Genomic DNA, 23,507 nt, shown 5'->3' on the forward strand with positions numbered 1-23,507 from the left:
AATGATGCAGTATAGCGGAAATACAGCGCTTGATATACAGCCGTACGGTGATTCCGCCGTTATCATCCGCTTTGGCGGGCACATCAGCGAAGAGGTCAACAGCCGGGTGCATGCGGCGGCAGCCTGTATGGAAGAACGGCCGTTCCCGGGCTTCGTTGAATGTATTCCGGCATTCACAAGCTTAACGATCTTTTATGATGTGTATGCCGTCTCAAACATAAAAAAAGGCGTCTCTCCTTTTGCCCTGGTCAAGAAAGAAGTGACAGAACGTCTCAGTCATATAATGACCGACCGCCAGGAAGAGCGCCGGGTGATGGAAATCCCCGTTTGCTACGGCGGTGATTTCGGTCCCGATTTAGAAGAGGTCGCTGAGATGAACGATCTGACCCCGGAAGACGTCATCCGTATTCATACTGAAGGCGAATATCTCGTTTATATGCTCGGATTTGCGCCGGGATTTCCGTTTTTAGGAGGAATGTCTGAGCGGATCAGAGCGCCGAGAAAGGCGTCACCAAGGCCGTCCATCCCGGCCGGTTCAGTAGGAATCGCGGGAATGCAGACCGGTGTGTATCCGATATCCACTCCCGGCGGCTGGCAGCTGATCGGCAGCACCCCGCTCCGGCTTTTCAGGCCGGAAGAACATCCGCCGAGTCTTTTGAGAGCGGGCGATACGGTGAAATTCGTCCGGATCACGGCAGAGGAATACAGCCGCATCAAGGAGGGAGCCGAATGAGTATGAAAGTGGTAAAGCCCGGTATCTTGACGACGGTTCAGGACACGGGGCGGACGGGTTATCAGAAATACGGTGTGCTGGGAAGCGGCGCAATGGATACGATCTCTCTGCGCATCGCCAATCTTCTTGCCGGAAATCAAGAAAAAGAGGCGGGGCTTGAAATTACGCTCATGGGGCCCGGGCCTTCCTTTGAATTTTCAGAACCTGCGGTTATTGCCGTCACGGGAGCTGATTTCGCCCTTCATATTAATGGGGAGCCCGCTCCTCTGTGGAAACCGGTTTTGATAAAGGAAAACAGCGTCGTCTCATTCGGGCCGTGCAAGATGGGGAGCCGCGCTTATCTCGCCGTCGCGGGGGGATTTGACGTGCCCGCCGTCATGGAAAGCAAAAGCACGTATGTCAGAGCGGGGATCGGCGGCTTTTACGGAAGAGCGCTGCAAAAAGATGATGAGCTGCCGCTCGGCCGTATGACGCCATGTTCGGAATCAATTGCGTACCGTCTGAGCGATTCTTTCGGACAGCATGGTTTCTCAGCGCCTGATTGGTCTGTCAGCAGCAGAGGATTTCTGCCGCTGAAAAAAAATCCGGTCATACGAGTGCTTGAAGGCGCTCAATTTCACGCTTTTACAGAAGAAGCAAAATTGCGTTTTTATCAAGAGTCATATACGGTCACGCCCCAATCCGACCGAATGGGCTACCGGCTGAAGGGCGCTCCGCTTGAATTGCGGGAGCCGCTGGAGATGGTATCAGAGGCCGTGACGTTCGGAACGGTGCAGGTGCCGCCGGACGGCAATCCGATTATTCTGCTGGCTGACAGACAGACGACGGGGGGCTATCCGCGGATGGCGCATATCATATCCGCCGATCTTCCTCTCGTCGCCCAAACGATGCCGGGGGAACATATCACGTTCCGGGCCGTTTCGCTGGAGGAAGCGGAAATGCTGCTTTTGGAGAAGGAACAGCAGCTGAAGGAGCTGAAAGCAAGGCTCAAAATGGAATGGCTGATCTGACAAAGGGGCTAAAGACCATGGAAAACAAAAACAAAACCGTCATCAAATCAATGGAACTGCTTCATTTGTTTCTGACTGAACCGAGCCTGAGCTTAAATGAACTGGTTTCTCTATCGGAAATGCCGAAGACCTCGGTTCACCGGATGGCAAGCTCACTGGAGGAAACGGGGTTTCTCACCCGGGCGGCGGACGGCCGTTATCAGCTTGGTCTGATCTTTTTACAATTCGGCCAGCTCGTCTCTGAACGTCTGGATATCAGGAAAATAGCCAAACCAATTATGGAAGAGCTGTGCGGCGAAGTGGATGAGGCCGTTCAGCTGATCATGAGGGACGGGGATGAAGCTATTTACGTCGAAAAAATTGAAGGCACCCAAACCGTCCGCCTGTATACGGCAATCGGCCGCCGGTCGCCGCTGTACGCGGGAGCGTGCGCCAGAAGCATTCTATCGTTTCTGCCAAAAGAGGAGATTGACACATACATTCAGAAGACAAAGCTTGCCGCAATCGCCTCAGGCACGATGACGGATCGGGCTGAACTGCTTCAATCTATTGAAAGATCCTTACAATCAGGTTATACGATCAGCTATTCGGAATTAGAGGATTACACGGCGGCGATCGGAGCGCCGATTTTCAATCACGAAGGTAAGGTGGCTGCCGGAATCAGCATCGCCGGCTTCGAAGCCCGGTTTTCAAAGGACAGGCTGCCGTATTTAACCGAAAAGGTCAAAAACGCCGCACAGCATATTTCTGAGAAATTGGGTTATTGACCGAGCCAATTTTTCTTCACTCGCGTACATTACAATATCGATAGTAACGAGTGGAGGAAAGTAAATGGGACTTGTTTATACGGCGCTGGGGGATTCTTTGACGACGGGAAGGGGATCCGGGCCGTTTTCCGCCGGTTTTGTCCAGCGGTTCGGGCGTATGATGGCAGAAGATTTACAGACAAGAACCGACGTATCCATCTTTGCCAAATCAGGCCTTGAGACGGGAGAAATTCTCGGGCTTATGTCCTTGCCGTACATTCAGAGGCGGATTCAGGCTGCTGATATGATTACGATTACAGGCTGCGGCAACGATTTGATCGATTCGGTTCAGGCATATCAGCAAACATCGGACGCTTCGGTGTTCACCAGCGTGTCCAGTCACTGCCATGAGAACTTTGAAAAGATGATAGCCAAGATCGCTGCCTTAAAAGGGCCGCACCCGTCTCCTTATGAGATCCGCGTCTTCAATTTATACAATCCTTTCCCGGGCATCTCCATTGCAGAAAAATGGATATCCTCTTATAATGCGCACCTCAGCACACTCGCATCGGCGCCGCACGTCAAAATCGCCGACGTCCACAGCGCTTTCAAAGGAAAAATGAATGAATATCTCTCTCATGACCGCGTACACCCCAACAGCAAGGGATATGAAGTCATGGCATGCGTCCTGCGGGGGCTCGGATACGGAAGCCTCGCCCGCTCATAACCGCGCGCTCCTTTTCATCGGGAGCGCGCTTTTCGTGCTCCTTAAAACAAACTTAAAATTGTCCGACTTTCGTTCTATCCGCGCAAAAAATACGCTAGAATAATGGGGGATAAAGACAGAAATAGAATTGTGTTCAAAAAATGATAACAGAAAGGATGGATTGCTTTGCTGCGCGCCTTAAAACTGTCACTCGCGATGCTGATTATTATACTTGCGGCCGCCGCATTTACGTATGCGGAACATACCTCTGTCATACAGCCGGTTATGCTCGTGTTTCTCGGTGCGGTCATGTTCATTCAGGGGTTGGAGGAAAAACGGAAAGAAAACGACGGCTCCGGGAAATTCAATATCTATACCGCCGTTTTTGTATGGTCAATCTCCTTAATCGGTTTTACGCTTCACGCGATCTGAGTCTGATAGATCCTGAAAATGCTCCACAACGGGAAATGGTGAATAAAAACGGTGCAGTAAGGCTTTCCATTCCTGATATTCCGGCGATCCGCGAAAGCCTTTTGTATGATCTTCTAATGTCTCCCATTCCACAAGCAGCAAATATTTATGCGTCTTTTCCATACATTTGGACAAGGAATGGGACAGATAACCTTTCATGCCCGCGATAATCGGCTCCGCCCGGCGGAATGCCTCTTCGAATTCCCCCTCAAGACCTTCTTTTACATACAGCATGGCTGCTTCTCTGATCATCTGAAATTCCCCCTTTTTTTAATAGATACATTGTATAAGAATATGGCCCGTGACGGCAGGAAAAACAAAAAAATTTTAAACACTATGAGAAAAAAATCCTTGCCAGCCTGATTTGGTTTAGGAGAAAATAACAGTTGGAAGGCAGGGGAATAGACAGTGAAAAAAGGGTTATACCTATTACTTTTACTCGCAGGAATCATAGGTTTGATCGGCTGCTCGAAAACGGAATCGGCCGAAGACAGAATGAAAGATTTCGTAAAAGACTGGAACGGCGGTCATTACGATAAGATGTACCAAAGCCTCACCCAGGATGAAAAGAAAAAGCTATCCAAAAAGGATTTTGTAAAACGATATGAAACCATTTATGAACAAGCAGGGGTCAAAAATCTGAAAGTCACTGCCGAAAAACAGGACGAAGACGACAAGAAAAAAGATGACCTCCAGCACATCGATTATAAGGTCAGCATGGATACAAAAGCAGGGAAGGTCGCTTTTGAAAACACGGCCGTCCTGAAAAAAGAAAAAACAGACGATGGAGAATCATGGAACATCGACTGGAATCCTTCTTTTATTTTCAAACAGCTTTCCGATGACAAAACCGTGCAGATCGCAAATGAAGAACCGAAGCGCGGACAAATTTACGACAAAGACGGAAAAGGTCTCGCTGTGAATACCGAGGTGCCGGAAATCGGCATTATCCCTGGAAAACTCGGCAAGGATAAAGACAGCGTGATCAAAAAACTGTCTGAAAAACTGGACCTTTCTGAAGACGATATCAAAAGCAAACTGAACCAGGGCTGGGTAAAAGACGACTCCTATGTCCCGATTCAAAAAATCAGACCGGATGATGAAAGCAAGGTCAAAAGCCTGCTCGCATTAGACGGCGTGACGAAAACGAAAGTCAGCTCCCGCTACTATCCGTACGGCGAAAAAGCGGCCCATCTGACCGGCTATATTAAAACCATCACAGCGGAGCAGCTGAAAAAAGCGAAAGACGGCCAATACAGCGATACTTCCAAAATCGGCATCGCCGGCCTTGAGAATGTATATGAAGACAAGCTGCGCGGCACGACCGGCTGGAAAATTTACGTCCCGCAAACAGGTGAGGTCATTGCTGAAAAGAAAGCCGAAAGCGGGCAGGATATTCATGTAACGATTGACATGAAAACGCAGACGAAGCTGTATGATTCTATGAAAGATGACAGCGGAGCGGCAGTCGCTCTCGAACCGCAAACGGGAGAGACACTCGCGCTCGTCAGCGCACCGTCTTATGACCCGAACGGCTTTATTTTCGGCTGGAGCGGCAAAGAATGGAAAAAGCTGAATGAAGATAAAAACAATCCATTTTCAGCGAAATTCAACAAACTTTATGCGCCGGGATCAACGATTAAACCGATTGCCGCGGCAGTCGGCCTGACAAACGGCACATTGAAAGCGTCGGAAAAGAAAAAAATCACCGGAAAAGAGTGGCAGAAAGATTCAAGCTGGGGCGGTTACCATGTTACACGCGTATCAGAGCGCCTGAATGAAGTGGATCTCGAAAACGCGCTGATCACATCGGACAACATCTACTTTGCGCAAAATGCCATAGATGCCGGAGCGGACGCGTTTACAAAAGGATTAAAAACATTTGGCTTTGATGAAGAGATTCCGTACCAATTTCCGATTGAAAAGTCTTCAATCGCTAACGGCAAGCTTGATTCCGAGATCCTTCTCGGAGATACGGGCTACGGCCAGGGGCAGATGCTGATGTCTCCGCTGCACTTAGCGGCTGACTATACCGCATTTGTAACAGACGGAAATCTCGTCAAACCGACATTGATCAAAGACGGAGAAAAAACACCGCAAATCTGGCATAAGCAAGTGGTATCTAAAGCCAATGCCGAAGAAATCACAAAAGGGCTGAGAGGCGTCGTTGAAGATCCGCGCGGCTCTGCATATCAGCCGGCCGTCAGCGGCATTACCGTAGCCGGAAAAACCGGTACAGCCGAGCTGAAAACGTCTAAAGAAGATAAAGACGGCAAAGAAAACGGCTGGTTTGTCGGTTACGATTATAAAAAGAAAGACCTCTTGATCGCGATGATGATTCAAGACGTCAAAAAACGCGGCGGAAGCCATTACGTCGTTGAAAAAGCGAAAAAGCAGTTTCAGAATCATTAAATGACGATTTTTGCGGGCTGAAAGGAAAATCGGCTGCCGAAGCAGAATGAAACAGCATGGGCAATTCCTGAAAACACAGATACAAGAGGCTCTAAGAAAAAAGGGGGATTTCACATGCAGCGCATTCAATTGGCTGAAGACCTGGAATTTTCAAGAGTGATACACGGGCTTTGGCGTCTGAACGAATGGAATGTTTCAGACGGAGAGCTGCTGAATCTGATTGAATGGTGTATCAGCCAAGGCATCACCACCTTCGACCATGCCGATATATACGGCGGTTATACGTGTGAAAAGCTGTTCGGCGGCGCTTTGTCCCTTTCGCCTTCAATAAGGGAGCGAATCGAAATCGTCACAAAATGCGGGATTGTCATTGAATCACCGGAACGGCCCGGAAACAAGTCGCATCATTATAATACATCGAAGTCTCACATTTTAGCGTCGGCGGAGCAGTCGCTTTTGAATCTGAATACGGATTATCTGGACGTGCTGCTCATTCACAGACCGGACCCGCTTATGGACCCGGAGGCTGTGGCTGAAGCGTTTCACGCGCTGAAAAGCTCGGGAAAGGTCAGATATTTCGGGGTGTCGAACTTTAAAGCGCACCAGTACAGAATGCTCGAATCCTATTTGGATGATCCGCTTATCACAAACCAAATTGAAATTTCGGCGTACGAGCTTGAAAATATTCATGACGGCACGCTGGGTTTCTGTCAGGAAAAACGCATTCCGCCGATGGCGTGGTCACCGCTTGCGGGCGGGAGCGTCTTTACCGGACAATCAGATAAGGACGTCCGAATCCGTGCCGCGCTTCGTTCCGTACAGGAAGAAATCGGCGCCGCTTCCATTGACGAAGTCATGTACGCATGGCTGTTCACCCACCCGGCAGACATCATGCCGATTGTCGGCAGCGGAAAAGAGAACCGCATTTCCGCCGCGGTGCGTGCATCCGCGTACAAACTCAGCCATGATCAGTGGTTCCGGATTTATACCGGTGTCCAAGGCTGCGATATTCCATAAACAGAACAAACGCCCGGAAGCTATCTTCCGGGCGTTTGTTTATGTGGTGTGCAATGTCTAAAAACAAGTAAGGTCACTTTGAAGTATAGCCGTGCGGATCAAGAGTAACAAGCGTCATGGCATATTATCTGACACATTTTTCTTTTTCAATACTGTCACACGGCCCAGTGCCAAATTGCCATTTGAAAATGGTTGAATAACCATTGAAAGCGTTTTATATTATAACTTACACCACTTTCCCCGGCAGCACTCCCCATATGCCATACTTCTCACAACTAGAAAATCTGGAGGCGCGTTTCATGTATATGACAGCGAGAGAACAAAAATTAATGAAACATCTATTACTGCAGAACCGGTACGAGACAGTGCATGAACTGGCGGAAGCTTTACAAGTCAGCACAAGAACCGTTCACCGCGAGTTGAAAACAATCAAACCGATGATGGAATCATTCGGTCTGGCACTTGATAAACAGCCCGGAAAAGGACTGAAAGCGGTAGGAAACCCGGAGGACAAACAAAAACTCCTGTCAGACCTGTCCTATGAACAGCATGAATACAGCGCTGAGGAGCGGAAACTTTTAATTCTATGTTCACTATTAGAGTCTCAAGAGCCGATTAAGCTCTACAGTCTGGCGAACGAACTGCAAGTGACAAACGCGACGATCAGCTATGACCTGGATGAGCTGGAGACTTGGATTGCGCCCTTCGGCTTGACGCTGATCCGAAAAAGGGGCTTCGGCATTCAGCTGACGGGGCCGGAAAATGCGAAACGGAAAATCGTCGGCAATCTCGTCGTCAACCGCCTTGATATTCAAAGCTTTTTGGAAGCGGTTGAATTGAATATTAAAGGAAAACCGGATGATGCTGAAAAAATGTTCGGCGTCGTAAATAAAGCGGAACTTTTGAAAATGGACCGGCTCTTAATTCAGCTCAAGGAAAAAATCGCGATCGCCTTATCTGACAGCTCATACATGGCGCTTGCGGTTCATTTAACCTTTGCGATGGACCGGATCAGGCTCGGAGAAACCATCACGATGGAGGATTCGGAACTAAAAGCGCTGCAGCAGACGAAGGAGTACGGCTCTGCGCTGGAAATGGCAAAAGAGCTTGAAAAAGCGTTCGGCGTTTCAATTCCGGAAGCTGAGATCGGATATATCACCATTCATTTGCGGAGCGCCAACCGCAAATACAAAACGGAATTCAAACCGGAAGACATAGAGGTTGAAACGGCCTTGCAAACGAAGCAGCTGATCGGCTTCATTTCTGAAAAAATTAAAATTGATCTGACGGAAAACGGTTCTTTATACGACGGTTTAATCGCCCATCTGGAGCCTGCGATCAACCGGGTAAAAGAAAATATCGACATGTACAATCCGATGACCGAGCAAATTAAACGCGACTACTTTCTGCTGTACATGGCCGTAGAAGAAGGAATGGAAAAATTCTTTCCGGGGCTTCTTTTCTCTGATGATGAGATCGCTTTCATCGTTCTTCACTTCGGCTCCGCTCTGGAAATCAAACGGGAAGAAGCGAAGATCAAAGCGCTGATCGTCTGTTCAAGCGGCATCGGATCGTCCAAAATGCTCGCATCCAGGCTGAAAAAAGAGCTTCCGGAAATCCGTTCCTTTGATATGTCTTCCCTCATCGAACTGAAGGATCGAGACATCACCGCGTACGACATGATCGTATCCACCGTTCCGATCCCGTATGAAAACATTGATTACGTCATGGTCAGTCCGCTTTTAAACGAAGAAGACGCTGATCAGGTCAAGCAGTACATCAAAAGAAAAATTCCGCTGATTCTTGACAAAAAAAGAAACGGTAAAAGAGAAGAGAAGCAGCCGGAGACGCCTGATATGCTGGAAGCGGCCGGCCGTATGGCGCATTACGCGGCGGTTATCCAAAGCGTGCTGCGGAACTTTTCGATCAAATCCATTGATTCAAACACGGCGTATGAGCTGTTTTTGAACCGTATGTTTGACATGCTGGAGCAAGAAGGATTGGTTCATAATGCCCGAAAAACCGCACAGCGCCTTGCTGAGCGTGAACGACAGGGCGGACTCGGCATCCCGGGAACGGCGATGGCTCTGTACCATCTCAAAAATGAAGAAATTGTCACGCCTTTTTTCAAAATTTATGATTTGACAGCTCCATGCAGTGTCAAAGGCATGGACGGAAATTCCCTGACCGTCGACCGCGCTTTGGTGATGATGGCGCCGGCTGATATGCCTGCTGAAGGGTCGGAAATACTAAGTGCGGTCAGCTCGGCCATCATCGAGTCCGAAGACAGTATAAAAGCCTTCCAGACGGAGGATGAAGCCGATTTATACAAACGTTTAAACAAGCTGTTTTATCATTTCATTCAGGAGAAAGGACAGCGGTAAACAGGAAGCGCACACCTCATGTGGGGTGTGTTTTTTTGTGCATGTATGAGGGTAAGGGGAAGGGAAGAAACTAAAAACACGGGACTATTGTATCATTCACCGATGGAATAGTTCTAAAACAAAATAGTTTTACAAGTTATATTTTTTGGTTTAAAATGGGTTGCGTGAGAAAGAAAATCTGACAGAGTTTTTTTGTGATTTATCATTATGGGAGATGAAAATATGGAGACATTACAGCATCTGATTCTGCATGGCATTTCAAATAGCGAAGAGATCGAAGCTGTAAAAAGCGGTACGCATACCCTGACCTACGCGGAATATCGAAAACGAATCAACCAGCTTGCACATGCGCTTCTTGATAAAGGAATAAAAAAAGGCGACAGAGTGGCGATGCTTTGCAAAAACGGCCACGCGGCATCCATTGTCATGTTTGCGGCACTCGAAATCGGCGCGGTGGTTGTGCCGGTCAGCTGGCAATTAACACCTTACGAAATGAAAGGCATTTTAGCAGCCTGTGAACCGAAAGCTGTTTTTTACAGCACTGAATTTAAAGAGATCATGGAAGAAGTGCTTCCTGCGCTTACATCTTCTCTTAAACTTAAGGTCGTAACCGGAACAGCTGCGGAGACAACGCCTCAGTTTGACGCTTTATTGACAGGCTCCGGTGAAATACCGGATGTCGAAACGGTGTCTGAAAACGATACGGCATTGCTGATGTTTACCTCAGGCACAACCGGCAATCCGAAACGCTGCATGATCACTCACGGCGGCATATACAACTACGTAAACGCGACATTGGCATACACGGGGAGAATGCAGCATGTCCGCTTCTTAGCATGCCATCCGAATTACCATACGAGCGCGATTATCTGCCAGATGGTCGGTACGATGAGCGGAACGACATTCATTATGACAGACAATCAGGACCCTGTGGAAAACCTGAAGCTCATCGAAAAAGAAAAAATTCAAACCATCATGGCGCTGCCAGTCTATTTCACATACCTGCTGAAAGCATGGGAAACGCATCAGACTGACATGTCTTCTATCGTTTATATGATGACGGGCGGCACAAAGGTGCCAAGCAGTCTGATTCAGCAGTATCTCGACATCGGCATTCCGCTCATGCACGGATACGGAAGCACGGAAGCGTGGGGCATCAGCTCTTGGAATCCGCAAATGGGAATGGATAAAGCCGCTTCCGCGGGTAAACCGATGGAAGAAGTGGACGTCCGCGTTGTAGATCCGGAAACAGGTGAAGTTCTTCCGCAAGGCTCAATCGGAGAAGTCGTTGTGAAAAGTCCGTTTTTATTCAAAGGCTACGAAGGTAACGAAGAAGCGACACGAAAAGTGTTGAAAGACGGCTGGTTCCATACCGGCGATTCCGGCTATGTGGATGAAGACGGATTTATCTTTATCACCGGACGTTATAAAGATGTCATCATCTACGGCGGCGACAATATTTATCCCGACCAGATTGAAGAGGTCATTCAGCAAGTGCCGGGCATTCTCGAAACGGCGGTTGTCGGTATCCCTGATCCGCTCTACGGCGAAAAGCCGAAAGCGTTCATCGTGACAAACGGCAGAGAAGGCCTGACAGAAGAAGAAGTGACCCGATTCCTTCAAGAACGTCTTGCTGCCTTTAAAATTCCGGACATTGAGTTCGTCAGCGAACTTCCGAAAAACAACCTTGGAAAAGTGAGAAAAGACGTGCTCCGCAAACAAGCGGTCCGTTCATAATAGAAAATAAAAACCCGGCTGCCAGCCGGGTTTTTTTCTTGCGTTCCATGTGAAACATTTTTCTCCGAAAACGTTTTGAACTGTCTCAATCATGTTTATCCGGAAGACTGCTGAGGTAGACAAGAAATATGAGATCGAACAAGAAGGAGGAACTTGACATGGAAAACTATCCGAAGGAATTCCCGGCGGAATCACAAAATCGCCAGCCGGGCATTGAAAACGAAATGAATCCGGCGCCTGTTTACGAATACAAAGAATATAAAGGCGCTGATAAATTAAAAGGGAAAACCGCACTTATCACAGGGGGCGACAGCGGTATCGGACGCGCCGTAGCGGTTGCTTACGCGAAGGAAGGCGCAAATGTCGCGATCGTCTATTTTGATGAACACGGTGATGCGGAAGATACAAAAAAACGAGTGGAAGAAGAAGGCGTAAAATGTCTGTTAATCCCCGGCGATGTCGGTGAGGAAGACTTTTGCAATGAAGCCGTTGAAAAAACGGTTGAAGAATTCGGGCGTCTTGATATTCTCGTGAATAACGCCGCGGAACAGCATCCGAAAGAAAGCATTAAAGACATCACAAGCGAGCAGCTTCACAGAACCTTTAAAACAAACTTTTACTCACAATTTTATTTGACTAAAAAAGCGATTGATTACATGAAGCCAGGCAGCGCGATCATTAATACGACATCCATTAATCCTTACACAGGCAATCCGCAGCTGATTGACTACACGGCTACGAAAGGCGCGATTAACGGTTTTACGAGATCCATGGCGCAAGCGCTCGTCAACGATGGTATCCGTGTCAACGCCGTGGCGCCGGGACCGATCTGGACACCGCTTATTCCGGCGACATTCTCAGAAGAAACAGTCGCTTCCTTCGGTCAGACTACGCCGATGGGCCGGGCAGGCCAGCCTGTTGAACATGTCGGCTGCTATGTGCTCTTGGCCTCAGACGAATCATCTTATATGACCGGACAGACGCTGCATGTCAACGGCGGCAAATTTGTGACCACATAAGGGGGCTGAAGCATGACGATATCGAAACATGACGTGAATGCATACTATCAAAAAGCGGGAATCGTTCTGACTGATGATGAAGTCGAAGACATTCAAATCATGGATTACGGCTTAGGCAAGCTTGAGGAAACCGGACTTCAGCTGTTTATTTACGTGAATACCGACCGCTACTGTTCGAAAGAATTGGTGCTCTTCCCGCGCCAGACGTGTCCCGAACACCGCCATCCGCCGGTCGGCGGCGAGAAGGGAAAACAAGAGACATTCCGCTGCCGCTGGGGGAAGGTGTATCTCTACGTGGAAGGCGAAAAGACAGAGAACCCAAGCGTCCTCCCGCCGAAAGAAGACAAGGAAAACTATACCGTCTGGCATGAGATTGTGCTTGAGCCGGGCGGACAATACACCATTCCGCCGGATACGAAGCATTGGTTTCAAGCGGGAGAAGAAGGGGCGGTCGTCACGGAAATGTCATCGACAAGCACGGATGATCACGATGTTTTCACCGACCCGCGCATTTAAGGATGAGGCTGCACGCCTCATCTTTTTTTGTATGGAAAAAAATGAATTTACCTGTATAATGGCTAATAAAGGAAAGAAGGTGCGGTCGTGTTTTCCTGTCAAATCCGGGAACATCTGACGATCAGATTGCTTGCCAAAGAAGATACGGACGAATTGTATTCTGTTATGAAGCGAAATCAAAACCATCTCAGCGAATGGCTCAGCTGGGCGGAAGAACTGGCTGATATCGATACGTACCGAGATGTGATCATCCCCGAATGGCGCTATAAATACGCGGAAGAGAATGGGTTTGACGCCGGAATTTTTGTGAAGGGCCGGTTTTGCGGCATGATCAGCATCCATAATGTTGATACAGCCAATCAAAAAGCCGAGATCGGCTACTGGCTGGATCGAGAGCACGAAGGATTCGGCATTATCACCGCAAGCTGCCGGGCGGTCATCACCCATGCATTTCAGGATCTCGGCCTGAACCGCATCATGATCAGCGCGGCTGAAAAAAACACGAAAAGCAGGGCGGTGGCGGAACGGCTCGGATTTCAGAAAGAAGGACTGACGAGAGAAGGCATTTTCGTACAGGGCGCCTATCATGACACGGTGAACTACAGCATGCTGAAGCGGGAATGGAGCGAAGATCGGCAGAAGAGCACATTTCTTGGTTTAAATGTCTCCCCAATGTGGAAAAGTAACAGCGGAGACGTTAAAAAGGAGTGATTCTTCATGAATCAAAATGAAATCAAAGAAAAAGTGCTTGAAGTACTGGATCATCATAAAGTCGGTTCGCTTGCGACGGTAGAGCAAGGCAAACCGCATTCACGCTACATGACATTTTTCCATGACGGCTTAACGATTTACACGCCGACAAGCAAAGACACTCATAAAGCGGAAGAAATTGAAAACAATCCGAATGTTCATATTCTGTTAGGGTATGACTGCGAAGGATTCGGTGACGCTTATGTGGAAGTGGCCGGAACCGCCAAACTGAACAACTCAGCCAATTTAAAAGAAAAGCTGTGGGATCCGAAACTGGAACGCTGGTTTGACGGAAAAGACGATCCGAACCTGGTGATTCTTGAAATTGAACCGAAGCAGATCAAGCTCATGAACGCGGGTGAAAAAACGCCGGCCGAGCTGGAACTTTAATAAATCATTTGATTATTCAGGGGCAATCTGTTATAATTAATTGTTAAGTGACAACATGCAAATAAAAAAGAAAGTAAACTTCTTTTTTCTGTTTTGATATAGAAGCTTCAGGCTTCAACGGACAGCTTGAAAAAAAGCTGAGCTTATTCTTTTCCTTCTGACATTCGCCCCTAACGAAGAGATGGAAAAAAGACTTTTTGTTTTACAATTCACACCGGCGCGGCTTCGGAGCCGCAGTGACGATTGAGAGGTAGGGCTTTCGTTGTCTTGTGTTCAAGAACTTCCATGGTGTTTACTTTCGAAGAATGATTCTGTCGGAACTGTTTATACGAATCACCCGCGGGCTAAGGCGGGCAACCATATATTATTTATTTGCGTAAGAAAAGAATAAGACAAAACCGCACCGGGCATCCGGGCGGTTTTTTTATGTAACCGGCCGAAACCTCGCCGCAGTCTGCAGAGTCTAATCAGTAGAAAAGATTTGGAGGAATCATACATTGCACGTTATTACTTCACAAGTACTGTTTATCTTCTGTTTTCTGCTGCTGATACATTCGATTGAAACGCTTGCCTATGCAACACGGCTTTCCGGCGCGAGAGTCGGATTTATCGCGTCAGCGCTGTCATTATTTAATGTCATGGTCATCGTGTCGCGCATGTCAAACATGGTTCAGCAGCCGTTTACCGGACATCTGATTGATGCCGCCGGATCAAACGCCCTGTCTCTTGTGGGCGCCCAGTTTCGATTTTTAATATTCGGCTCCACGGTCGGAACGATACTCGGTATCTGTCTTTTGCCGACATTTGTCGCATTATTCACCCGGGCGATTATACACTTGGCGGACGGAGGAGGCTCCGTCATGCAGGTATTTAAAAAAGGATTTTCACTGAACGGGCTGAAGCATGCGCGTTCTTATATCAGACGGCCGTCAGTCTCCTATTTAAAAGGGCTTCAATTCCGAATGATTCCGAAACGCTTGTTTGTCATTAATATGGTCATTACGTCTATTTACACGATCGGCGTTCTGTCCGCTCTGTACGCCGGCCTTCTGGCGCCTGAGCACAGCACGACCGCCGTGATGGCATCAGGCTTAATCAACGGGGTTGCGACTATGCTGTTGGCTGTGTTTGTTGATCCGAAAGTATCCGTACTGGCAGACGATGTGGCGAAGGGCAAGCGCAGCTACGTCTCCTTAAAATGGACATCATTGACGATGGTCACATCACGGGTCGCTGGTACGCTTCTCGCCCAGCTCGTATTCATCCCCGGCGCTTATTATATCGCCTGGGTGACGAAATGGATGTAACGCATGAAAAAAGCTCCTCTGCAGAAGAGGAGCTTTTTTATTGATAATTTCTCAGGCCGCGATCATAAATAAAATTACCGAACGGAATAAAGGCCGCGATAAAACCGGCGGCTGACCATTTCACATGCCATTTGACAGTAAACGCCGCATACGCCAGCACCGCCAGATAAATGATAAACAAACCGCCGTGAATGGAACCGGCAATGGTGACGGCGAGCGGATGATGAGCCCAATACTTCAGCGGCATCGCGATAAACAGCAGCACCAAAAGCGACATTCCTTCAATAAACCCCATCGTGCGAAGTCTGCCGATCGGCGTGTGTAACATACAGCTCCCTCCTGTCGGACATCTTTTTTCCTCTATACTATAAGCAAAGGGCAGTCCTAATATGACCATTTCGCGTCAGTTCCTAAAAAACCTTTATTAATTCAGCCTGTTGTTCTTGTCATTTTTCGGATTTCTCTTGATAATATAGCCAAAAGGGTAAGGAAGGACTACAGTCATGAAACTAGATAATGTTGATCTGAGCATCATTAAAGAGCTGCAGCGGGACAGCCGCCTTTCCATGCGGGAGCTGGGCAGAAAAATCAAATTGTCAGCCCCGTCCGTCACAGAGCGTGTCAGACAGCTTGAATCCTTCGGCGTCATTAAGCGCTATACATTGGACATTGATCAAAAAAAGATCGGGCTTCCCGTCTCCTGCATTGTCGAAGCGACGGTGAAAAACGGAAAATACGATCAATTCAAAACCTACATTCAATCCATTCCCAACATTGAATTTTGTTTTCGGGTCGCCGGGGCGGCGTGTTATATGCTGAAGATTAACGCGGACAGCCTGGAAACGATCGAACACTTCATTAACCGCACCTCTCCGTATGCCCAAACCGTGACCCACGTCATTTTCTCAGAAATTGACACAAAAAACGTCCTCGATTAGAGAGAGCGTGAGGAAGTCTGTTATAATAACAGGATGAGTGTGAAAGAAAGAGAAGTGAAAAGCATGTCAAAAACAGTTGTATTAGCTGAAAAACCTTCAGTCGGCCGGGACTTGGCCCGCGTGCTGAAGTGTCATAAAAAAGGAAACGGATATCTTGAAGGCGACCGCTACATCGTCACATGGGCGCTCGGGCATCTGGTAACGCTCGCTGACCCTGAAGGATACGGCAAAGAATTTCAATCATGGCGGCTTGAGGATCTGCCGATTATTCCGGAGCCTTTGAAGCTCGTCGTCATTAAAAAAACAGGAAAACAGTTCAATGCGGTCAAAGCTCAGCTTGTCCGAAAAGACGTCAGCCAGATCGTAATCGCTACAGACGCAGGACGGGAAGGGGAACTAGTGGCCCGCTGGATTATCGAAAAGGCAAACGTCCGCAAACCGATTAAGCGGCTGTGGATTTCCTCTGTGACGGATAAGGCGATTAAAGAAGGATTTCAAAAGCTCCGCAACGGCAAAGAGTACGAAAACCTGTATCATTCCGCGGTTGCCAGAGCGGAAGCGGATTGGATCGTCGGCATCAACGCGACCCGCGCGCTGACGACAAAATTTAACGCGCAGCTGTCATGCGGACGCGTCCAGACTCCGACACTGGCGATGATCGCCAAGCGTGAAGCGGACATTCAGGCGTTCAAACCCGTTCCTTATTACGGTCTCCGCGCGGCGGCTGATCAGATGACGCTGACATGGCAGGATAAAAAAACAAAGCAGACTAGAACATTCGATCAGACGGTGACCGGCCGTTTGGCAAAAGACTTGCAAGGAAAGCCGGCAGTCATTTCAGAATTGAAAAAAACGGCGAAGAAAAGCTTCGCACCCGGTCTTTACGACTTGACGGAATTGCAGCGGGACGCTCATAAGCGCTTCGGTTTCTCCGCAAAAGAGACGCTGTCCGTGCTACAAAAGCTGTATGAACAGCATAAGCTTGTCACTTACCCGCGGACAGATTCCAGATTCCTTTCCGCAGACATCGTGCCGACTTTAAAAGACCGTTTAAACGGCATGGAAGTTAAGCCGTACGCGCAATACGTCAATCAAATACTGAAGCGGGGCGTCAAAGCGCATAAAGGATTCGTCAATGATGCGAAAGTATCGGATCACCATGCCATTATTCCGACAGAGGAGCCGCTGATCCTTTCAAGCCTCAGCGACAAAGAACGAAAGCTTTACGATCTGATCGCCAAACGTTTTCTCGCCGTGTTAATGCCGGCGTTCGAATACGAAGAAACAAAGGTCACAGCCGATATCGGCGGCGAAACATTTACCGCAAAAGGGAAAACGGTTCAATCGCCTGGCTGGAAAGCCGTGTATGATATGTACGAGGATGACGACGATCACGAGGAGGACAAAGACCAGACGCTCCCGGATCTTCAGCAGGGTCAGCGCCTCACTGTCTCATCATTGAAAGAAACGAGCGGACAGACGAAACCGCCGGCGCGCTTTAATGAAGGCACGCTGTTATCCGCAATGGAGAACCCAAGTGCCTTTATGCAGGGAGAAGAGAAGAACCTTGTGAAAACATTGGGTGAAACCGGCGGACTCGGAACAGTCGCCACCCGCGCTGATATCATTGAAAAACTGTTCAATAGTTTCTTAATCGAGAAAAAAGAAAAAGATATTTTCATCACGTCAAAAGGGAAGCAGCTCTTACAGCTCGTCCCGGAAGATTTAAAATCGCCGGCCTTAACCGCTGAGTGGGAGCAAAAGCTCTCCGCCATCGCAGCGGGCAAACTGAAATCCGCCGTGTTCATTAAAGACATGAAAACATATGCGGGCAAAACGGTGAAGGAAATCAAAAACAGCAGCCAGACTTTCAGACATGACAACATTTCAGGCACCGCCTGCCCTGATTGCGGCAAAATGATGCTTAAAGTCAACGGCAAACGCGGCACGATGCTCGTGTGCCAGGATCGGGAATGCGGCAGCCGGAAAACGCTGGCAAGAAAAACAAACGCCCGCTGCCCGAACTGTCATAAGAAAATGGAGCTTCGCGGCCAGGGTGAAGGCCAAACCTTCGCATGTGTATGCGGCCACCGGGAGAAACTGTCCGTCTTTGAAAAGCGCAAGGCGAAAGATAAATCCGGACGCGCATCCAAGCGGGACATCAACTCTTATATGAAAAGCCAAAACAAAGAGGAGCCGATGAACAACGCGCTGGCAGAACAGCTGAAAAAACTCGGCCTGGATAAATAGATCAGAGAAAGGCAGCATTTGTAAAGAAATGCTGCCTTTTGTTGTGTTTTTAACTGTAATGGGAATACGATCCAGACGAAGAGGGAAAAGGTGAGCAGGCGGCGCTCCCATTTAAAATTTCCCAATGTGAAAAAATGCTAGTATTCTTTTATCGTTTCCTATATAGTAAAAATACTTTGTGAAAAAATAAGATATAGGTCTAAAAAAGGATTTGTAAAATAGGAGGATGGACTGTGAAGCAATTCGTTTTTCGTCTGATGATCCTTTTGATTTCGATCGTTCTGACGGCGGGGTGCGCGGAGGCCGGCACTGAAAAACAGGCGGCGGCCGAACCGTCCGGACCGCTTCAGCCCGCAGAGCATTTTATTTATCATAAATTGATGAACGGGCGGGGGATGATCCGGACGAACATATCCGGTGAGCCGGAATATTTATCTGAGTCTCTCGGACTATGGATGGCATTTTTGCTGAACAGGAAAGATGAACGGCAGTTTCAAGCGCAATATCAGCTTCTCACCGATTCGTTTCTGACGAAAAACGGGCTCGTGTCGTGGAAGATTGACGGGAATAAAGCGAGCGGCACCAATGCCTTAATTGATGATTTCAGAATCATGAACTGTCTGAATGAGGCCGGAACCCTGTGGGGAAACAGTGAATACGGGAAAACAGCGGTGCAGATCGGGGAGGCGCTGGAAAAATACAATACGAATGACGGGTATTTTACGGATTATTATGATGCCGCTTCAAATGCCGCGTCAAAGACCGTGACGTTGTCCTATGTCGACCCCGGCGCCTTACAGATGCTCAGAGAAAAGGGGATTATCGATGAGAAAACGGAAAACCGGAACCTTGATGTTCTCAATCTTGCGCCCCTGAAAAATGGTTTTCTGCCGAAATCGTTCAATACCGAAACTAAGGAATACAAATATGACAGCGAAGTGAATGTCATCGACCAGCTGTACGCCGCCGTGAATCTGAAGCGGGGCGATGGCAAAGCCGCTGTGCTGTCGAAATGGATTATAAAGGAATTTAAGTCGCGCGGACAGCTGTACGGACGATACAGCGCAGACACGAAGGAGCCGGCGGTTCAATACGAATCACCATCCGTTTACGCCCTGGCCGTTCTTTTTTTAGCAGAACAAAAAGCTGATCCGGCTGTCATCAAGCCGCTTTATGAAAGAATGACTTCATTTGAAACACTGGACACGCTGAAACCTGATTACGGCGGCTATATGAGCGGGGGCGATACACATTCTTTCGATAACCTGCTGCCGCTTCTGGCTGAAAGGAAATTGTTTAATGAAAATATCATTCAATGAATCACAAAAACTGTGCAGCTACACAGCAGTTATGCTGGTGCTGCTATCTTTTTTTATTTACTATGCGTCTCAGCAATCCGCAGGGCTTCTGATAACCTGCATCACATTGCTTGTTACGGGAGCCGGCATTTGGTTCGGGGCAATCTATGCGCTCGTCATCACCTTACTCGTCTTATTTGTTCTCGGCAGCCTGCTCCTGTGGTTTCAGACCGGGAGCTTTATGGCGTCTGCCGGTGCCGAAAGTCTGCAGGTGCTGGTCATTTGGGGGATTGCGCTGCTGCTCTTTTCTTACATAGCGGGAAGGATTCACGAGTTGGCGAAGGGGCTTGAGCGCTCAGTGAAACAGCTGCGTGAAGAGATTACGAGCTTTGTCGCCGTCGACAGGGTGACCGGCTTTGACAACCATCTGCGGATGAAGCTGGAGCTTTCTGAGGAAATCAAGCGGGCGGAACGCTACGGCAATTCCTTCGTCTTTTTGCTGCTGCACATGCATTATTTCAAGGAATTCAAATCCCTCTACGGAGAAAAAGAGACCGACCGCCTGCTGGCATTTACCAGCCGCCAAATCCGGTCAAGCGTTCGGGAAACAGACAAAAAATTCAGGCCGTCCGCCGAACGGTTCGGCATCGTGCTGACCCATACGCCTGAAGAAAACATGCCGGCCGTTCTGGCGAAGCTGAAAAAGGAATTGGATACGTACCGGCTGCAAAACGGTAAATACGTCTCCATCACCTTCCGTGTATGTTACTTGGCGTACCGAAAGGATTTACAAACGGCCGAGCAATTTTTAAATGAACTGGAAAACGAGATGATGATGAATGAACTCTAAATGGATACGTCTCTTACTCTCGGCGCTCTTCATGATTTCGGCGGTTTATGTTCCCCTCACGGCGGAAGCAAAAGACAAAAAGGACGGCATTCTCATTATTTATACAAGCACGGACGGCAAAGAAACCGCTGAGGTCAAAATGCTTGATCTGACCGCGGGCCATTTCTCATCCGCCGTCACCGTGAAAAGCGACGGAGACATCACAGCAGCCGATCTCAAAAAGAATCGGCGCGTCATCTATTACGGCGTCACGAAAAAAAAGCTCAGCGCATCATTTGTGTCTCTGATCAGCAGTATGCCGCAGCAGCTTATCAGCATCGGCTATAACGCTGGGCAGTTCCGCCAATTTGCGGGTTTGTCCCTGACAGAAAAAGAAACGGTATACCGCATTTACGGCAAGAAAGAAAAAACAGACATGCCGCTTGAAAAAGGGATGTCCGTGCTCGGCGTATCGGGAGTAAAAGGGGAGCCCCTTTATACATACCGGTCCGGTGACGGCAACACCCGCCCTTTTATGTGGAAAACGGCGCGCTCTGACTATTATTTCGGTGTGACGAGCCTGTTAAATGATTCGTTTCTGACGGCGAAAGCGCTGCGCAACGCATTCGGAGAATCAGCGGGCGGCACCCTCCTTTATTTACGGCTTGAAGACATCAGTCCGATGTCAGATGAGACATTACTTTACGAAGCGGGCGCTTACCTGCATAAAAGACACATTCCGTTTATTCTGGCGGTCATTCCGGTCTATCTCAATCCGGAAAACGGAGAAAAAGTATACCTGGCGGACAAGCCGAAAATGGTCAGCGTCCTGAAAAAACTTCAGCAAATGGGCGGCAGTATCATTATTCATGGCTACACGCACGCATACCGATACAGCGAAACGGGAGAAGGCTTTGAATTTTGGGATGCCAAAGCGGATCAGCCGATTACGTCAGAAAATGCGGATGATACTCCGGTCAAGCTTGAAAAGGAACAGGATTTTCCGAATGAAAAAGCGTACCGGGCGTATGTGAAGCCTTTCCGTGAAAAAGAAAACATCTACACGAGAACGAAGCTGGAGCAGGCGATTGACGATCTGACAGAGCTCGGCCTTTACCCGCTGTCATTCGAAGCGCCGCACTATACGATGTCTGAAGAAGGCTACAAAATCGCATCTTCTTATTTCTCCAGCATTTTCGGACAAGTGCAGCTCAGCGGCACGACGTGGAAAACCTCGGGCGTCCCTCCGTTCGTCTCAAAGCCGGCTATGCTGGACGGGATGACGCTGTACCCTGAAACAATCGGTTATGCCGATAACTCAAAGGAAAATCCGCTCGGAGATATGGAGAATCATATTTCGCAGATGATTGATTTCGGCGGCGGAACGGCGGGCGGTTTCTACCATCCGTATCTCGGCATGAAATACCTCCCCGAGCTCGTCAATCAGATGGAGCGGATTCCCGGCGGCGAGTGGCTCGACCTGAAGAAAACGAAGCAAACGGTAACGTCGGACAGCGTCAGGATCAAAACGGACGGAGACGGAACCATTCATGTGGAAAACAAGATTCATCCGATAACGGCCTTTTTCAATCACCATCAGCAGACGCCTCTGGAAAAAGCGCTTTGGATTCTCTCCGGCGTGGTGTTATTGTTTATCATCATGTTCGCCTGCTACGTTCTTTATTTGCGCGCCACATTAAAAAAACGAATCTTTAAGGAGAGAAGAACCCTTGAGTAACATTCTGTTTTTTATCTCATTAAGTTTAATATGGGTGATGCTTCTCTATCACATGTTTCTGATGCAGGGCGGATTCAGGCATTATATGACCTTCGAACGGAACATTCCGAAATGGCGCGCAAAGATGGGGGAGCTCCCGAAGGTCATTGTGCTCATCCCCGCGCATAACGAGGAGGTCGTCATCAGGCAGACGCTGAAGGCGATGGTGAACCTGTATTATCCGAAAGACAGGCTTGAGATCATCGTCGTTAACGATAATTCCTCCGACCGGACGGGAGACATCGTCAATGAATTTTCCCGTCAGTATGACTTCATTAAAATGGTCATCACAAAGCCCCCGAACGCCGGAAAAGGAAAATCTTCGGCGCTGAACTCAGGGTTCGCGGAATCGAACGGAGACGTGATCTGCGTGTATGATGCAGACAATACGCCGGAAAAAATGGCGGTGTACTACCTGGTTCTCGGTCTGATGAATGATGAGAAAGCGGGAGCGGTTGTCGGGAAATTCCGTGTCATCAATGCGGCCAAAACGATCCTGACGAAGTTTATCAATATTGAAACCATCTGCTTTCAGTGGATGGCGCAGGGCGGCAGATGGAAATGGTTCAAAATCGCCACCATCCCAGGGACGAACTTCGCGATCAGGCGGAGCATTATCGAACAGCTCGGCGGCTGGGATGATAAGGCGCTGGCGGAGGATACCGAGCTGACCATCCGCGTATATAATCTCGGCTACCATATCCGCTTTTTCCCGGCGGCTGTGACATGGGAGCAGGAGCCTGAGACATGGAAGGTCTGGTGGCGTCAGCGGACAAGATGGGCGCGCGGCAACCAATACGTTGTTCTCAAGTTTTTATCCCAATTTTTTAAGCTGAGACGCAAGCGGATCATCTTCGATCTATTTTATTTCTTTTTTACGTATTTTTTGTTTTTCTTCGGTGTGATCATGTCAAACACGATTTTTATCATCAATCTTTTTTACGACCTGCATCTGGCAGTCGGGTTTTTGGCGATGATTTTGTGGATACTGGCCTTTTTCCTGTTTATGACTGAGGTCATGATTACTTTAAGCATTGAAAAAACAGAAATGAACAAACAAAACTTCTTTATCGTATTTCTGATGTACTTTACTTACTCCCAGGCTTGGATCGTGCTCGTCATCTGGTCATTATTCACAGAGATTAAGCACCGCTTGTTCAAGCAGGAAGTCAAGTGGTACAAAACGGAGCGATACAATCAAAATAAAAGCGGGTGAC

At 48.4% G+C, this 23,507-nt stretch carries 22 protein-coding genes; 20 read left to right on the forward strand and 2 right to left on the reverse strand.

The annotated features are described in order from the left end of the window. Position 1: 1 nt before the first annotated feature. From pxpB to MY7_RS01170, 5 genes are all read left to right on the forward strand, one after another. Complete coding sequence (gene pxpB, locus MY7_RS01150) at positions 2-733, forward strand: 5-oxoprolinase subunit PxpB (RefSeq protein ID WP_017419259.1); 732 nt, start codon at positions 2-4, stop codon at positions 731-733. A gap of 2 nt (positions 734-735) precedes the next feature. After that, positions 736-1,743, forward strand: coding sequence for a biotin-dependent carboxyltransferase family protein (locus MY7_RS01155; protein WP_139325688.1), 1,008 nt, complete (start codon positions 736-738; stop codon positions 1,741-1,743). 17 nt (positions 1,744-1,760) lie between these two features. Then, a complete protein-coding gene (locus MY7_RS01160) occupies positions 1,761-2,510 on the forward strand; it encodes an IclR family transcriptional regulator (RefSeq protein ID WP_029326222.1) in 750 nt (249 codons plus the stop codon). 64 nt (positions 2,511-2,574) lie between these two features. Beyond that, complete coding sequence (locus tag MY7_RS01165; protein ID WP_007609458.1) at positions 2,575-3,216, forward strand: GDSL-type esterase/lipase family protein; 642 nt, start codon at positions 2,575-2,577, stop codon at positions 3,214-3,216. 195 nt (positions 3,217-3,411) lie between these two features. Then, positions 3,412-3,627, forward strand: a complete 216-nt coding sequence (locus MY7_RS01170) for a YczI family protein (RefSeq protein WP_369719110.1) — start codon at positions 3,412-3,414, stop codon at positions 3,625-3,627. Here MY7_RS01170 and MY7_RS01175 read toward each other — a convergent pair. Beyond that, on the reverse strand, positions 3,598-3,918 hold the full coding sequence (locus tag MY7_RS01175; protein ID WP_003156282.1) for an antibiotic biosynthesis monooxygenase family protein: 321 nt from the start codon (positions 3,916-3,918) through the stop codon (positions 3,598-3,600). The two genes, MY7_RS01170 and MY7_RS01175, sit on opposite strands and share 30 nt — an antisense overlap. A gap of 156 nt (positions 3,919-4,074) precedes the next feature. On the opposite strand from MY7_RS01175, the gene MY7_RS01180 reads away from it, so the two are divergent. The 9 genes from MY7_RS01180 (at position 4,075) to MY7_RS01220 (ending at position 15,198) form a co-directional block, all read left to right on the forward strand. Continuing rightward, positions 4,075-6,078 carry a penicillin-binding transpeptidase domain-containing protein gene (locus MY7_RS01180; RefSeq protein WP_007609459.1) on the forward strand — a complete coding sequence of 668 codons (2,004 nt, stop codon included), beginning with the start codon at positions 4,075-4,077 and terminating at the stop codon, positions 6,076-6,078. A gap of 114 nt (positions 6,079-6,192) precedes the next feature. Continuing rightward, complete coding sequence (locus tag MY7_RS01185; protein ID WP_007609460.1) at positions 6,193-7,095, forward strand: aldo/keto reductase; 903 nt, start codon at positions 6,193-6,195, stop codon at positions 7,093-7,095. A 299-nt stretch (positions 7,096-7,394) separates the two neighbouring features. Continuing rightward, entirely contained in the window at positions 7,395-9,479 is a 2,085-nt protein-coding gene (locus MY7_RS01190; RefSeq protein ID WP_029326221.1) for a BglG family transcription antiterminator, read from the forward strand. Between the two features lie 222 nt (positions 9,480-9,701). After that, a complete protein-coding gene (locus MY7_RS01195) occupies positions 9,702-11,216 on the forward strand; it encodes a class I adenylate-forming enzyme family protein (RefSeq protein WP_033897484.1) in 1,515 nt (504 codons plus the stop codon). A 158-nt stretch (positions 11,217-11,374) separates the two neighbouring features. Then, positions 11,375-12,235, forward strand: a complete 861-nt coding sequence (locus MY7_RS01200; protein ID WP_023356711.1) for an SDR family oxidoreductase — start codon at positions 11,375-11,377, stop codon at positions 12,233-12,235. 12 nt (positions 12,236-12,247) lie between these two features. Continuing rightward, positions 12,248-12,751 (forward strand): D-lyxose/D-mannose family sugar isomerase, encoded by a 504-nt coding sequence (locus tag MY7_RS01205; protein ID WP_007609468.1) that lies wholly within the window; start codon positions 12,248-12,250, stop codon positions 12,749-12,751. An 87-nt stretch (positions 12,752-12,838) separates the two neighbouring features. After that, positions 12,839-13,462 carry a GNAT family N-acetyltransferase gene (locus MY7_RS01210; RefSeq protein WP_007609469.1) on the forward strand — a complete coding sequence of 208 codons (624 nt, stop codon included), beginning with the start codon at positions 12,839-12,841 and terminating at the stop codon, positions 13,460-13,462. Positions 13,463-13,468: 6 nt separating this feature from the next. Next, positions 13,469-13,891 (forward strand): pyridoxamine 5'-phosphate oxidase family protein, encoded by a 423-nt coding sequence (locus MY7_RS01215; RefSeq protein WP_007609474.1) that lies wholly within the window; start codon positions 13,469-13,471, stop codon positions 13,889-13,891. Between the two features lie 497 nt (positions 13,892-14,388). Beyond that, the gene (locus MY7_RS01220; protein ID WP_007609475.1) at positions 14,389-15,198 is read left to right on the forward strand and encodes a lipid II flippase Amj family protein; all 810 of its coding nucleotides are present in this window, start codon (positions 14,389-14,391) and stop codon (positions 15,196-15,198) included. A 37-nt stretch (positions 15,199-15,235) separates the two neighbouring features. Here the strand turns inward: MY7_RS01220 and MY7_RS01225 are convergent, their stop codons facing one another. After that, positions 15,236-15,526 carry a DUF3817 domain-containing protein gene (locus MY7_RS01225; RefSeq protein WP_003156265.1) on the reverse strand — a complete coding sequence of 97 codons (291 nt, stop codon included), beginning with the start codon at positions 15,524-15,526 and terminating at the stop codon, positions 15,236-15,238. Positions 15,527-15,701: 175 nt separating this feature from the next. Between MY7_RS01225 and MY7_RS01230 the strand changes: the two genes are divergently transcribed. The 6 genes from MY7_RS01230 (at position 15,702) to MY7_RS01255 (ending at position 23,506) form a co-directional block, all read left to right on the forward strand. Next, complete coding sequence (locus MY7_RS01230; RefSeq protein ID WP_003156263.1) at positions 15,702-16,136, forward strand: Lrp/AsnC family transcriptional regulator; 435 nt, start codon at positions 15,702-15,704, stop codon at positions 16,134-16,136. Positions 16,137-16,199: 63 nt separating this feature from the next. Next, complete coding sequence (locus MY7_RS01235; RefSeq protein WP_029326219.1) at positions 16,200-18,386, forward strand: DNA topoisomerase III; 2,187 nt, start codon at positions 16,200-16,202, stop codon at positions 18,384-18,386. Positions 18,387-18,619: 233 nt separating this feature from the next. Beyond that, the gene (locus MY7_RS01240) at positions 18,620-19,705 is read left to right on the forward strand and encodes a hypothetical protein (RefSeq protein ID WP_007609484.1); all 1,086 of its coding nucleotides are present in this window, start codon (positions 18,620-18,622) and stop codon (positions 19,703-19,705) included. Next, positions 19,686-20,534, forward strand: a complete 849-nt coding sequence (locus MY7_RS01245; RefSeq protein ID WP_007609485.1) for a diguanylate cyclase domain-containing protein — start codon at positions 19,686-19,688, stop codon at positions 20,532-20,534. Before MY7_RS01240 ends, MY7_RS01245 begins: the two co-directional genes overlap by 20 nt. Then, positions 20,524-22,251, forward strand: coding sequence for a DUF2334 domain-containing protein (locus MY7_RS01250; RefSeq protein WP_007609486.1), 1,728 nt, complete (start codon positions 20,524-20,526; stop codon positions 22,249-22,251). Before MY7_RS01245 ends, MY7_RS01250 begins: the two co-directional genes overlap by 11 nt. Next, positions 22,244-23,506 (forward strand): glycosyltransferase family 2 protein, encoded by a 1,263-nt coding sequence (locus MY7_RS01255; protein WP_007609487.1) that lies wholly within the window; start codon positions 22,244-22,246, stop codon positions 23,504-23,506. The genes MY7_RS01250 and MY7_RS01255 overlap by 8 nt, the downstream gene beginning before the upstream one ends. The last annotated feature ends 1 nt before the right edge of the window (position 23,507 follow it).

The sequence above is a fragment of the Bacillus sp. 5B6 genome (assembly GCF_000259405.1).
GTDB classification, from domain to species: Bacteria; Bacillota; Bacilli; order Bacillales; family Bacillaceae; genus Bacillus; species Bacillus velezensis.

Excerpts from the sequence above, each read along its gene's own strand:
- pxpB (WP_017419259.1), top strand. The coding sequence starts at position 2 with ATGATGCAGTATAGCGGAAATACAGCGCTTGATATACAGCCGTACGGT.
- MY7_RS01155 (WP_139325688.1), top strand. The coding sequence starts at position 736 with ATGAAAGTGGTAAAGCCCGGTATCTTGACGACGGTTCAGGACACGGGG.
- MY7_RS01160 (WP_029326222.1), top strand. The coding sequence starts at position 1,761 with ATGGAAAACAAAAACAAAACCGTCATCAAATCAATGGAACTGCTTCAT.
- MY7_RS01165 (WP_007609458.1), top strand. The coding sequence starts at position 2,575 with ATGGGACTTGTTTATACGGCGCTGGGGGATTCTTTGACGACGGGAAGG.
- MY7_RS01170 (WP_369719110.1), top strand. The coding sequence starts at position 3,412 with ATGCTGATTATTATACTTGCGGCCGCCGCATTTACGTATGCGGAACAT.
- MY7_RS01175 (WP_003156282.1), bottom strand. The coding sequence starts at position 3,918 with ATGATCAGAGAAGCAGCCATGCTGTATGTAAAAGAAGGTCTTGAGGGG.
- MY7_RS01185 (WP_007609460.1), top strand. The coding sequence starts at position 6,193 with ATGCAGCGCATTCAATTGGCTGAAGACCTGGAATTTTCAAGAGTGATA.
- MY7_RS01190 (WP_029326221.1), top strand. The coding sequence starts at position 7,395 with ATGTATATGACAGCGAGAGAACAAAAATTAATGAAACATCTATTACTG.
- MY7_RS01195 (WP_033897484.1), top strand. The coding sequence starts at position 9,702 with ATGGAGACATTACAGCATCTGATTCTGCATGGCATTTCAAATAGCGAA.
- MY7_RS01200 (WP_023356711.1), top strand. The coding sequence starts at position 11,375 with ATGGAAAACTATCCGAAGGAATTCCCGGCGGAATCACAAAATCGCCAG.
- MY7_RS01205 (WP_007609468.1), top strand. The coding sequence starts at position 12,248 with ATGACGATATCGAAACATGACGTGAATGCATACTATCAAAAAGCGGGA.
- MY7_RS01215 (WP_007609474.1), top strand. The coding sequence starts at position 13,469 with ATGAATCAAAATGAAATCAAAGAAAAAGTGCTTGAAGTACTGGATCAT.
- MY7_RS01225 (WP_003156265.1), bottom strand. The coding sequence starts at position 15,526 with ATGTTACACACGCCGATCGGCAGACTTCGCACGATGGGGTTTATTGAA.
- MY7_RS01230 (WP_003156263.1), top strand. The coding sequence starts at position 15,702 with ATGAAACTAGATAATGTTGATCTGAGCATCATTAAAGAGCTGCAGCGG.
- MY7_RS01235 (WP_029326219.1), top strand. The coding sequence starts at position 16,200 with ATGTCAAAAACAGTTGTATTAGCTGAAAAACCTTCAGTCGGCCGGGAC.
- MY7_RS01245 (WP_007609485.1), top strand. The coding sequence starts at position 19,686 with ATGAAAATATCATTCAATGAATCACAAAAACTGTGCAGCTACACAGCA.
- MY7_RS01250 (WP_007609486.1), top strand. The coding sequence starts at position 20,524 with ATGAACTCTAAATGGATACGTCTCTTACTCTCGGCGCTCTTCATGATT.